General features: G+C 64.3%; 11 protein-coding genes and 2 tRNA genes. 3 read left to right on the forward strand and 10 right to left on the reverse strand.

Annotation, left to right across the window (positions count from 1 at the left end; translation table 11 throughout):
- Positions 1–4 precede the first annotated feature (4 nt).
- Positions 5–80, reverse strand: a tRNA-Thr gene (locus M4578_RS17430).
- A 703-nt stretch (positions 81–783) separates the two neighbouring features.
- On the opposite strand from M4578_RS17430, the gene M4578_RS17435 reads away from it, so the two are divergent.
- Positions 784–1,960 (forward strand): IS3 family transposase gene (locus M4578_RS17435; protein ID WP_258094574.1). Its coding sequence is split into 2 segments (ribosomal slippage): positions 784–1,037 and positions 1,036–1,960, totalling 1,179 coding nucleotides; the frame shifts between segments, so codons are not numbered across the junction.
- Positions 1,961–2,046: 86 nt separating this feature from the next.
- Here the strand turns inward: M4578_RS17435 and M4578_RS17440 are convergent.
- From M4578_RS17440 to M4578_RS17450, 3 genes are all read right to left on the reverse strand, one after another.
- Positions 2,047–4,116, reverse strand: coding sequence for a glycosyltransferase (locus M4578_RS17440; protein ID WP_258094575.1), 2,070 nt, complete (start codon positions 4,114–4,116; stop codon positions 2,047–2,049).
- A gap of 1 nt (position 4,117) precedes the next feature.
- The gene (locus M4578_RS17445) at positions 4,118–5,437 is read right to left on the reverse strand and encodes an HlyD family secretion protein (protein WP_258094576.1); all 1,320 of its coding nucleotides are present in this window, start codon (positions 5,435–5,437) and stop codon (positions 4,118–4,120) included.
- Between the two features lie 626 nt (positions 5,438–6,063).
- Positions 6,064–6,150 (reverse strand) — tRNA-Leu (locus M4578_RS17450).
- Positions 6,151–6,303: 153 nt separating this feature from the next.
- On the opposite strand from M4578_RS17450, the gene M4578_RS17455 reads away from it, so the two are divergent.
- Positions 6,304–7,287, forward strand: coding sequence for a complex I NDUFA9 subunit family protein (locus M4578_RS17455; RefSeq protein ID WP_258094577.1), 984 nt, complete (start codon positions 6,304–6,306; stop codon positions 7,285–7,287).
- Here the strand turns inward: M4578_RS17455 and M4578_RS17460 are convergent.
- The 5 genes from M4578_RS17460 to M4578_RS17480 form a co-directional block, all read right to left on the reverse strand.
- Positions 7,253–7,978: a phosphotransferase gene (locus M4578_RS17460; RefSeq protein ID WP_274705666.1), complete on the reverse strand. Its 726-nt coding sequence runs from the start codon at positions 7,976–7,978 to the stop codon at positions 7,253–7,255. The two genes, M4578_RS17455 and M4578_RS17460, sit on opposite strands and share 35 nt — an antisense overlap.
- A gap of 10 nt (positions 7,979–7,988) precedes the next feature.
- Positions 7,989–8,252, reverse strand: a complete 264-nt coding sequence (locus tag M4578_RS17465) for a DUF6455 family protein (RefSeq protein ID WP_258094579.1) — start codon at positions 8,250–8,252, stop codon at positions 7,989–7,991.
- 5 nt (positions 8,253–8,257) lie between these two features.
- A complete protein-coding gene (locus M4578_RS17470; RefSeq protein ID WP_258094580.1) occupies positions 8,258–8,542 on the reverse strand; it encodes a DUF6455 family protein in 285 nt (94 codons plus the stop codon).
- Between the two features lie 24 nt (positions 8,543–8,566).
- On the reverse strand, positions 8,567–8,824 hold the full coding sequence (locus tag M4578_RS17475) for a DUF6455 family protein (protein ID WP_258094581.1): 258 nt from the start codon (positions 8,822–8,824) through the stop codon (positions 8,567–8,569).
- Between the two features lie 95 nt (positions 8,825–8,919).
- Positions 8,920–9,630, reverse strand: a complete 711-nt coding sequence (locus M4578_RS17480; RefSeq protein WP_258094582.1) for a M48 family metallopeptidase — start codon at positions 9,628–9,630, stop codon at positions 8,920–8,922.
- A gap of 141 nt (positions 9,631–9,771) precedes the next feature.
- Here M4578_RS17480 and M4578_RS17485 point away from each other — a divergent pair, with 141 nt between their 5' ends.
- A complete protein-coding gene (locus tag M4578_RS17485) occupies positions 9,772–10,008 on the forward strand; it encodes a hypothetical protein (protein WP_258094583.1) in 237 nt (78 codons plus the stop codon).
- A gap of 12 nt (positions 10,009–10,020) precedes the next feature.
- On the opposite strand, the gene M4578_RS17490 is transcribed toward M4578_RS17485, so the two are convergent.
- Positions 10,021–10,278, reverse strand: coding sequence for a DUF167 domain-containing protein (locus M4578_RS17490; protein ID WP_258094584.1), 258 nt, complete (start codon positions 10,276–10,278; stop codon positions 10,021–10,023).
- Positions 10,279–11,020: the final 742 nt, after the last annotated feature.

Here is an 11,020-nt window from a genome sequence, read left to right on the forward strand (position 1 = left end):
AGGATGGTGCCGGTGAAGGGACTCGAACCCCCGACCCCATCATTACGAATGACGTGCTCTACCAGCTGAGCTACACCGGCATCCTTCTCTCGTGCGGCCTTACCATGGCCCTACTTGCTACTGCACGCCCCACTGGCGACTGGCTTTGACATGTCGCGCGCGGGCGACCCCGCGACAAACGAAACAGATGCTCTGCCAGCCAAGCCACGGGGGCTCTGCGGATGTGTCGTTTAAACACAAGCAGCAGCCCGCGCAAGGCAGAATCACGATGCAACGGCATCGCCACGCGCATCGGCTTTGGGCCGCATCGCAACGCGTGGAGATCCCGTGCGGCCCTTGCGTATCGAGGGCCTCCGCCGGTGCGATCCTGTTCCGAGCGGGCGCGACATGCCGGGCGTTCCAAGGTCAGATCAGGTTCGGCAAAATCCCAAGTCTCGCAGCGGTCCGCGGAGCAGGAACTCGAGCGTCGGTCTGCGCTTTTCCATAGATCACCGGCTGCCCGCCGCGCCTGTGCGCCGTTCTTCCCGGAGCGACAACATGCATCACGGCCCGGGAAGCCCGGTGGCTGGCGGGCAGAGTATTGGCGTCTGGGGGAAGGCAGGGTGCTCGCAACGTCTTTCCCAGTCGGCCAAGCCCAGAGTAGAGACGGCATCGCTTGCTTCGGTATCGGATGCGTTGGTCATTTCCGTTTTCCGAAGATCCCGGACCGTAACCGATTTGACCTGCTCCCCTGAAATGTCCTCGTTTTGAGGTTAGCCTGTTCTCCAGACGAGGAGACAGACGATGAAGAGAAGCCGGTTCAGCGAAGAGCAGATTATTGGCATCTTGAAGGAGCACCAGGCCGGGCTGGGCGCGAAAGAGCTGTGCCGCAAGCACGGCATCAGCGATGGCACGTTTTACAAGTGGCGCTCGAAGCATGGCGGCATGGAGGTGTCGGAGGCCAAACGGCTGAAGGCCTTGGAGGCTGAGAACGCGAAGCTGAAGAAGATGCTCGCGGAGCACATGCTGGATGTGGCCACGCTGAAGGAGATGCTGGGAAAAACTTCTGAAGCCCGGTGCAAGGCGGAAAGCCGTGGACTGGGCCATGAAAGAGAAGAGCTACAACCAGCGGCGGGCTTGTGCCCTGGCCGGGATCGACCCGCGTGTCTATCGGCGTGGATCAACGAGGCCTGCGGACACCGGACTGCGAGAGAGGCTGAAGGAGCTGTCCTGCGAACGGCGACGGTTCGGTTATCGAAGGTTGCACTTTTTGCTCGGACGCGAGGGCTGGAAGGTGAACTGGAAGAAACTCTACCGGATTTACCGTGAAGAGGGGCTGACAGTGCGCAAGCGTGGCGGTCGCAAGCGCGCGATCGGAACGAGGGCGCCGATGGCGATCCCTCAGGGGCCGAACCAGCGATGGTCCCTGGACTTCGTCTCGGACAGTCTCTCGGATGGCCGCCGCTTCCGGGTGCTCTGCGTCATCGACGACTGCCTGGCCGCCGTCGTGGACACCTCCCTGTCGGGGCTACGCGTTGGCCGCGAGCTCGACAACATTGCCCAAGTACGTGGCTATCCCTGCATGGTGGTCAGCGACAATGGAACGGAGCTGACATCGAACGCCATTCTGAAATGGCAGGAAGACCGGAAGCTCGAGTGGCACTACATCGCGCCGGGCAAGCCGATGCAGAACGGCTTCGTGGAGAGCTTCAACGGGCGGATGCGGGATAAACTTCTCAACGAGACCATGTTCCGCAACCTGGCTCATGCGCGCGTCGTGATCGCCGCTTGGGCTGCCGACTACAATACCGAACGCCCGCATTCGGCCTTGGACTACCAGACCCCGGCTGACTACGCACGGGCCCTGACCGCCGCAATCGCCCGCCCCGCTGCTCGAGATGATAACTCCGCGTGTCGGGCGATTGCTCAACCTGCGCTGATCTGCGTAAACACCAATCGGGCTCCGGTCGCGGCCGGATGAAAAACCCGTGGCAGGTCAGTGCAAAACGGCGTATGGCCGGGACGGACCCGGCCATAAGTTCCTGAATCTCCCATGCGGGGCAGAGGCTATGCCTGGGGCAAGGGCCGTGCCGCTTCCATCCGCAGCCACTCGGGCGGTGTCACCTGCCCGGCATCGGCCTGTCGCGCCGCATCCGCGTGGCTTTGCTGCATGAAGATCCTCGTCAGCATCGACAGGCTGGCCCGCAGGGCGTTTTGCGTGCTCGGTGTGTTCTCGTATCCGCTGGTGAACAGAAGACGCAGGAGCTGGTCGCGGCGCGCGTCGTCCTCGAGCTCGAAGGCCAGCTTCAGCCCGGCGCCCTGCTGGCGCAGGACCCGTGCGGAGACCGATCCGATCTGAGGAATGTCCAGCCGCATCCAGCTCTTGTTATAGCCGATCTCGTCTGGGTCGGTCACGGTGATGCAGGCTTCGGACACCGACAGCCAGTCGATGCGCGCCGTCAGGCTCTGGTTGGGCCGCGCGCCGACGGTGCAGGGCAGATCCAGCGCGAAATGCTCGTCGCGGTTGGGCGATTCCGCCGAAACCGCGACGGCCTGGACACAGAGCAGGACCAGAACGCTTGCGCAGGCCCAGAAGGCAAGCACCGGCATCTGGTTGAGCGAGGTGAGAATGCGCGAATTGAAATTCGCGTTGGTGGCAAAGCCGAGCGCGGTCGCGAAGATCAGCAGCGCCGGAAGCAGGATCATCAGGTGATCGACCGTCCGCCCCGCAACGCCGCGGCCCTTGGGGGTCACCTTGAACACATGGCCATGCGGGCGGATCAGCGTGCCGATCACCGTTGGCAGGATGCGCGGGGCCTGGATTGCGGCATGCACGGTCGAGGCAAGCGGGAAGAACGCGGTCGGCGCGATCAGGCGCAGCGTTCCCAGCGTCGCAAGCAATACGGGAATCTGGAAGTTCAGCAGATCCGCCAGGCTGGATTTCGGCAGCGGCGCCCAGCCCGTCCAGAGGCAGATCGCGGGGACGGTGAGCGTGGCGGTGACCATCAGCGGCTGAATGACCCAGTGCAGCGGCAGGAACATGAGCCGGTGACGGAGTTTCAGACCCGGGCCCAGCGGCCCTTCGCGGAGAAACAGGATCTGGATCGCACCACGGGCCCAGCGGGTGCGCTGGACATACATCGCGCTGAGGGATTCCGGCGCCAGGCCGATGGCCAGCCGCTCGTTGAGATAGCGGGTGACATAGCCTTTGCGGAGGATCGCCAGGCTCAGCAGAATGTCCTCGGTGATCGAGCCCGTGGGCAGGCCGCCGCCCACCGCCTCGATGGCCGAGCGCCGGGTGATCGAATTCGATCCGCAGCAGAAAGCCGCGTCCCAGCCATCGCGCCCGGGCATGATCGAATCGAAGAACAGCCGCTGGTCGTCGGGCATCCGGTGACGCATGTTCAGGTTCGTCTGCATCGGATCGGCGTTGTAGAAGCAATGCGGCGCCTGCACGATGCCCACCTTCGGATCGTCGAAAAGCCCCATCGCGCGATAGAGAAAGTTGCGCTGCGGGATGAAATCCGCATCGAGCACCATGAAGAACTCGCCGCTGGTCCGGGCGATGGCGGCGTTGATATTGCCGGCCTTCGCGTGCTTGTTGTCGGCGCGGGTCAGATAGCCCGCGCCCTTGCGCGCGCAGAAATCGCGCAGCCAGTCCCGCTTGCCGTCATCGAGGATGTAGACGTTCAGCCGCTCGGCCGGCCAGTCGAGCGCCAGCGCGCCGATGATGGTCTTTTCGAGAACGTCCAGACCTTCGTTATAGGTCGCGATGAAGACATCGACCGTGGGCAGGTCGCCGGGGTCGCGCGCGCGCAGCCGGGTCTCGCCGGCATCGGCGGCGGGCGTGTTGTCGCGTTTGCGCAGCAGCGTCGAAAAGAGGATCGTGGTGTCGAACAGCACCAGCATCTCGATCACGAAGAGGACCCAGGCAAAGATCGTCTCTCCGGTGCTGCTTTCCGGTCCGGGCAGGGTCGCGGTGATCCGCCAGTGCAGATAGCGCAGGGTGATGCCGGCCAGCGCGACCAGAACGACGATCGCGGGGAGGCGTTGGACCTGCGCGCCGCTCAGCGCATTGCGCGGAAAGAGCAGCAGCGCGGTCAGCGTCACCGCCAGCGGAACGAGATACTCGGGCATGTCAGTTGATCTCGGGCTGCCGCGCCGGGCCGATATTCGCGGCGATCTCTTCTTCCGGGGTGCTGTCGGTCTGCTGCCCGCCGCGTCCGAAGAGCGCCCGCGCCATATCCTGCGCGCGGCCCATCCATTCCTTGGCGATCGAGCCGGAGGGAAGTTTCATGCGCACCTCCGCCGAGCGTCCGACATCGCAGAACGCCCGGGCGACGGTTTGATCGCTGACATCGGCCATGGGAATGGTGACGATGACGCGCAGCCCGTTCGGCGTGGTGATGCGCGGCTGCGCCGCCTGCATGTTCCGGTTCGGACGCGATCCGCCGCCATAGGCCGCAAAGATCTGACCGGTAAAGGAGCTTTCGGCGCCTTTCAGACGCACGCTGACCTCGGTGCCCGGGGTGATCCGCTCGAAATGGCGCTCGGGCAGTTCGAATTCGAGGAAGCGCCGCGTGCAGTCGAGGATCTGCACCACCTGTTCGCCGGTGGTGACGTTCGCCCCGGCGGGGGGGGAGGATTCCCAGACGATGCCGTCGGTCGCCGATTTGGGACGGAACGCATCATTCTTGGTCTGTTCGATCTCCATGCCGGAGATTTCCCGGTACAGCGCTTCGCGCCGGGTCTGGCGGGTCATGAGCTGGGCGTCCAGCTCGGCCGTGCGCACGGCAATCTCGTCAAGCCGGTATTCGATGGCCTCGATGTCGTTGGTCGAGGTGTCGAGGACATCGCCTTCGGCGAGGAAGTCGCGTTCGAGTTCGAGCCGTTTCAGCGTCGCCTCACGGCCGGACACCACGGCCCGGGCCTCGGCCAGTTCGCCTTGCGCCTCGATCAGTTCGCTTTCGGACAGGCGGTCCTTTGCGGCGAGCAGCGCGGCCCGGTCGTACGCCGCCTGGATGCGGTGCAGCGCGCCTTCGGCGCCGGACAGTTCGGCCTGCGCTTCCAGCAGCCGCGTCTCGTACCACTGGCCGCGCACGGCGATCTGATGCTTGCGGCGTTCGAGCAGCGTCTCGCGGAGCGCATCAAGGCGCTCACGCTGCATCTTGAGACTCGAGATTTCGCCGGACAGGCTGGTCATTTCGCTTTTCAGCGCGCGCAGGCCGGCGCTTTCATTGCGGGCCTTGCGCAGCTCGAAGGCGTAGTCGCCAGCGTGAATGGTGCGTGCGGGGCCAAGGCTCGGCGTTTCGACGATGCCTTCGAAGGGCGAATAGACCGAGACCAGCGGCGCGTTCACCACTGCCGAGGTCGAGATGTAGTTTGTGGCGTGCGGAGCGACAGCAGTTGCAACAGAGGCCACCAGGACGGCGGCGGCGGACATTCTTACCAAACGCATAGGCATTTTGCCTCTCCATACTCACGTTTCTACGAGCGATGATCTTCCCGATGTTCATATTCCAGGACGCACGCGACGGACCGCATGAGTCGAATTCTTGTGTCACTGTATTGTCATCAATTCGGGCAAAATTATGGTTTACAGACCCTTAATGTTCAGGCCCACGCGGGACGTGCGCTGTCCTATTCCGGTCGTGCGCATGGGGAACGGACCTGCCGTGGTGGCGCGACCGTGACGATCATTCAAGGCGTGGCATTCGCCATGCGTCGCGATGAAAAATCGGAAAAATTACATATTCTTTTCAAGTGGTTGATGTCTCTACGGCTTTTGCGTCGAAAGATCCGTCTGCGAGATGCCCCATCTGGGTGTTCGTGATACGGGCATGGCCTGTTTCGGCGCGCCGCCCTGAGCGGGCGAGGGGGGCTGCGACGGAACGCCTCAGCTTCGACACGGATCGGCTGCTGCGGCAAGGGGGCAACCGGCATGGCCGGGCGCGCGGCCTTGCGTTGCACAGAGTGCGTCGGGCCGTCCCAGCGCGCTCTGGGCACTAAGGATGAGGGGCTTAAAGGGCCTGTTCGTATCGCTCGAAAATCGGAGGAAAGTCACACCCGTCAGAGAGGGGGTGATGGTGCCCAGGAGAGGACTCGAACCTCCACGGCCGTTAAGCCACTGGTACCTGAAACCAGCGCGTCTACCAATTCCGCCACCTGGGCACAGGTGATGTGAGGCAGGCGTTTACGCGGCCCGCGATCCGGTGTCAACGCCGTTTTTTCGCTTTGTTTTCCATCCCGCGCCACGGCACCTTGCCGCGCTGGCCGCCTGCCGGTATTCAGAGTCTGAAAACCTCGCAGCACGGAGCCAGGCCAATGAGCAAACTCGTCACCATCTACGGGGGGTCCGGCTTTGTGGGCCGCTATATCGCACGCCGCATGGCCAAGCTGGGCTGGCGCGTGCGCGTCGCGGTGCGGCGCCCCAACGAGGCGCTTTTCGTCAAACCCTATGGTGTTGTCGGCCAGGTCGAACCGGTACTCTGCAACATCCGCGACGACGAGTCGGTCCGTGCCGTCATGCAGGGCGCGGATGCGGTGGTGAACTGCGTCGGCACCTTCGATGCGAAGGGCAAGAACAATTTCGACGCCGTCCAGCACGAGGGGGCCGAGCGCATCGCGCGAATCGCCGCCGAGCTGGGGGTCGGCCGGATGGTGCAGATCTCGGCCATCGGCGCGGACAAAAACAGCGACAGCGATTATGCCCGCACGAAGGCGCTGGGCGAGGAGGCGGTGCTGGCGCATATGCCGGAGGCGGTGATCCTGCGCCCCTCGGTGATCTTCGGGACCGAGGACCAGTTCTTCAACCGCTTCGCTGCGATGTCGCGGCTGGGGCCGGTGCTGCCGCTGGTGGGCGCCGATACGAAATTCCAGCCGGTCTATGTGGACGATGTGGCGCAGGCCGCCGTCATGGGCGTGACGGGCGATGCCGCGCCGGGCATCTACGAGCTGGGCGGTCCGGAAGTTCTGAGCTTCCGCGCGCTGATGGAGCAGATGCTGCTGGTGATCCGCCGCCGCAAGCTCATCGCCAATATCCCCTTCGGGATCGCCTCGGTGATGGGCTGGAGCTTTGAGCTGCTGCAAACGCTGACGGGCGGCTTGTTCAAGGCGCAGATCACCCGCGATCAGGTCACGTCCTTGCGCCAGGACAATGTGGTGGCAGAAGATGCCAAGGGTTTTGCCGCGCTCGGGATCGTGCCGACCTCGCCCGAAGCGGTGCTGCCGGATTATCTGTGGCGCTTCCGTCCCTCCGGCCAATACGATCTGATCAAGGAATCGGCGCAGAACCTGCGGACCGAATAAAGCCGCGCGCCAGACGGCGCGCGCGCTGCGGCTCCAGCTGCCAGCAGCAGGCGATTTCCCAGGCCAGCGCCGCGCGCGCTGCCTTGCGCGGCACCGGTCGGCCCAAGGCCGCCTGATCTAGAAACAGCGCGTCACGACGGGATTCGTCCCAGTCGATCAATGCCGGCCCTGGCTCCGCCATGATCACGTTGCCGGCGTTGAGATCGCCATGCACGACCCCCTGCTCGGCGCGCTGTACCGCCGCGAATGCCCTGCGCAGCGCCCCGGCCAGCGGTCGGGGCATCGCCGACAGATCGACGTCACCGCCCCGGCCCGTTTGCGGCAAGGCCAGCAGCCCCGGCACCCCGGGGCGGGGCGGCAGCCGCAACGCATATCGGTGAAAGGTGGCGATGCGAGGTGCAAGCCCGGCAAGCTCCGCAGGCTTGGCCAGCCGTCCGTTCAGGAACCGTTCGGCGGTCCAGCCGTCGGCGATCAGCAAACCCGCGCGGGTGGGCACGGGCTCGGGGACGGTGAAGCCCGCTTTGCGTGCGGCTGCGTGAACGGGTCCGAGCCAGCGCAGCGCCGCTTCGCTGCGGCGCGTGGATTTCAGCACCAGATCGCCGCAACGGAACACCGCATTCCGGGCGCCTGTCGGCAGGCGGTCCAGTTTCGCGGAGAGACCCCAGGCCGCGGGGTCTGGGCGTTCTGTCATGGGCGCGGGATCAATGCAGTTTCTTGAGCTGCGCCAGCATCATCCCGTTGCAGCAGCCCGGCGGCGGGGCGGCGGAAACGGCGGTTTGCGTCCCCAGCCACTTCTCGCAGGCCTCGACCAGCGCGCAGCCGCGGCAGCAGGTGACCATATCGGCGTAATCGTCGGGTTCAAGCCGGCCGGAAAGCATCTCTTCGGACAGGTTCAGCCCCATTGCTCGGGCCACGCTTCGGGTCATCCAGAAATGTCTGGCGGGGTCTCCTAGCGTCTCTTTCATGGTCTTCACTCTTGCAACTTGGCTTGCAGCGCCGCGAAATGGCCCCGGTTCACGCAGCTTTCCGGCGTGTCGCGCAGGGCCGTTTCGGGCTGATCCAGCCAGCGCTGGCAGCCTTCGGTCCATTGGCAGCCCCGGCAACGCTGCACCATTCCCGCCCAATCCTCCTGGGCCAGAATGCCGGCATCGGCGGCGGCGACCAGATCGGTGCCATTCGCCTGTGCCATGCGCTGAACAAGCCAGTAATGATCCTTCTCGTCACCGAGCGGCTGGTTGGGCCGGGCGTCGAACATCCTTCTCTCCTCCGCCATATCGGTTCAGGTCTTGCGCAGCTCTTCGAAGAGCGACACGTTGCGGCAATAGGACGGCGGCGTCGGCGCCACCTCCTCTTGCGAGGCAAGCCAGACTTCGCAGGCGCAGGGCTGGGTGCAGCCGGTGCAACTGAGGACGGCATCGTCGAGCTGCGAGGACGTCAGTTTCCCGCGCATCATCTGTTCGTCGAGATCGAGCCCCAAGGTCGTCGCCATGTGATCGACCAGTCGGGCGTGTCTGTTGAAATCGGTAAGACCAGGCATTTTCATACCCCCGCTGATTGTGCTGTCGGACGTAAGGGAACGTAACAGCAGAAGGGCGCTTTGCCCTTGATGCAAGTCAACGCGGGTCGGACGGGCTAGAGCCCGGCGGCATAGGCCTCGGCGGTGCGGCGCACGATGGCGATTCGCGCGGAATTGGGCGGATGGGTGCCCAGAAACCGGTCGCCGGGGTCGGGGATCCGCGTGAAGAAGGCCGCGCCGCGCACCGGGTCGTATCCCGCGCGCAGCGTGATGATCGTGCCGAGCTGATCGGCCTCGAGCTCGTATTCCTTGGAGAAGGTCCGCGCCCCGACGCTGGCGCCGTATTGTTCGGCCGAGCGCACCGTCGCCTCGTCGGCCCCCGACATCGCGGCGATGCCCGAGAAGATGATCGCGCCCATCGCCGCGTCTTCCTCGACCCGCGCGAGATGGCCGAGGATGTGATGGGAGGATTCATGCCCCATGACAAAGGCCAGTTCGTCGGCGTTCTGCACCGAGGCGATCAGCGCGAGGTTGAAGGCGATGATCGGACGGCCGCGCCGGTCGAGGGTCTGGAAGGCGTTGGGATCTTCGTTCGGCCGGTCATCGACGACGATCAGATAGTCGCAATTGAGGTTGCGCGTCAGGCGCCGGCATTCGGCCTCGGCCACCGGCTCGATGGTGCTGGCGACAGCCACGAATTGCCGCGAGGCGCGGGCGGCCTGCTGTTGCACCGGGTCGTCCGGGGTGGAGAGATCCGGCCCGGTGAGCACCGGCACGGACTCGCAGGCCGCGAGCAGGAACAGGACGAGGGGCAGAAAGCGGCGCATGGGCGGTCGGGCTCGGGTCCGGGGTTGGGTCCCGTCACCATAGGGGGCGCGAGGGCATCGCGCCAGAGGCTGACTGTCACAGTGCCGCACGGGCGCGTTTTCGGGATAGGCAGCCTCTTCCGGCTGGGCTAGGCTGCCGTCATGTTCAGCATCGAGCACGAATTTGACGCCACGATCGTCACCCTGGTCGACGAGGGCGAACAGCCCCTCCAGGAAGACGTGATCGTTTCGACCTTCGAGGAATGCGTCACGGTCGAGCAATACGATCCGCGCACCGACCGGGTGAACAAGATCACCCTCTCGATCACGCAGATGGAGGATCTTGCCGCCGCCATCTCCCTGCCCGAAGGCGTCTACGTCCGCGACGAGGAAGAATAGCGCCTCACGGCCTCAGGGCTCGACCCGAAACACCTTGTCGCGCGCGGTGGCGCCGCGGATCAGCGTCAGCCGCGATTTCGGCACGCCCAGCGCCTTGGCGAGCAGCTTTTGCACGGCGGCGTTGGCCTTGCCGTCCTCGGGGGCGGTGGTGACATAGACCCGCAGCGTGCCCTCTTCGGCACGGATCTCGTTGCGCGAGGCCTTGGGCGTGACGCGCAGCTCCAGCGTGGCGCCGGGTGTGGCAAGATGGGCAAGCTCGGCTTTGGCCATCGGGGTCCTTTCGCGGATGGTGCAGGCCGCGCCATCAAATGCGTTAGCGGCATGCGGGTCAAGCTGGGCGGGCCTGGGTCTGCTCTGTCTCGACGGTGGAGGGCCGTGTCGTGAAGGCGCGCCGGACAATCCGAGGCGGGGCCTGTCCCTTATGTAGGAGAGGCTTGCCTTTCCGGGAGCGGCCGCTCGCCTGAGGGCGCTGAAAGTCGTCGTTCTCGCAGGGGTTGGCGAATGATCGGTTGGAGGCCAGTTTGCGCATGCTGCGCGTTGCGCCAACGTCCGCTTCGTCCCGCAGAGTTGACAGTCGGGACGGCTCGCTCATGTTTGACGATACCCCCAAAAATTCAGCCATCCGTTGGCGGATTGAAACCGTCGGCGGTTCCTTCTATCCTATGGAGTAATTTCAATGCGTGGACGCGTTCAATCTCGAGACGATGTGGATCGTGAACGGATTTCCCAGGCTGGATTTCGACTGGTTTAGAAAAGCACTTCGAGGTAGACATGGACTTGGAAATTGCGGGTTCTGCTGAGCGCAGCATAATTAGTCAGGCGGAGCTCTTGTCCACGCTTTCCTTAGCAGTGATTGGTGGTATGCTGGCCGTTCTAATTCAAGTTAGAACTCACAATTCTAGCGACGGTACGAAAGAAATTTACCTAAGGAAGGTCTGAAAAACCTCGCGCTCTGAGGGGTTTGGTATAGACTTTGCGGGACGAAGAAGGAAGCCCCATCATGCCCAAGCAG

This window comes from Salipiger pentaromativorans, from assembly GCF_024721115.1.
GTDB classification, from domain to species: domain Bacteria; phylum Pseudomonadota; class Alphaproteobacteria; order Rhodobacterales; family Rhodobacteraceae; genus Salipiger; species Salipiger pentaromativorans.

Coding starts and splice junctions, on each gene's coding strand:
- M4578_RS17440 (WP_258094575.1), bottom strand. CDS start 4,116: ATGCCCGAGTATCTCGTTCCGCTGGCGGTGACGCTGACCGCGCTGCTG.
- M4578_RS17445 (WP_258094576.1), bottom strand. CDS start 5,437: ATGCGTTTGGTAAGAATGTCCGCCGCCGCCGTCCTGGTGGCCTCTGTT.
- M4578_RS17455 (WP_258094577.1), top strand. CDS start 6,304: ATGAGCAAACTCGTCACCATCTACGGGGGGTCCGGCTTTGTGGGCCGC.
- M4578_RS17460 (WP_274705666.1), bottom strand. CDS start 7,978: ATGACAGAACGCCCAGACCCCGCGGCCTGGGGTCTCTCCGCGAAACTG.
- M4578_RS17465 (WP_258094579.1), bottom strand. CDS start 8,252: ATGAAAGAGACGCTAGGAGACCCCGCCAGACATTTCTGGATGACCCGA.
- M4578_RS17470 (WP_258094580.1), bottom strand. CDS start 8,542: ATGTTCGACGCCCGGCCCAACCAGCCGCTCGGTGACGAGAAGGATCAT.
- M4578_RS17475 (WP_258094581.1), bottom strand. CDS start 8,824: ATGCCTGGTCTTACCGATTTCAACAGACACGCCCGACTGGTCGATCAC.
- M4578_RS17480 (WP_258094582.1), bottom strand. CDS start 9,630: ATGCGCCGCTTTCTGCCCCTCGTCCTGTTCCTGCTCGCGGCCTGCGAG.
- M4578_RS17485 (WP_258094583.1), top strand. CDS start 9,772: ATGTTCAGCATCGAGCACGAATTTGACGCCACGATCGTCACCCTGGTC.
- M4578_RS17490 (WP_258094584.1), bottom strand. CDS start 10,278: ATGGCCAAAGCCGAGCTTGCCCATCTTGCCACACCCGGCGCCACGCTG.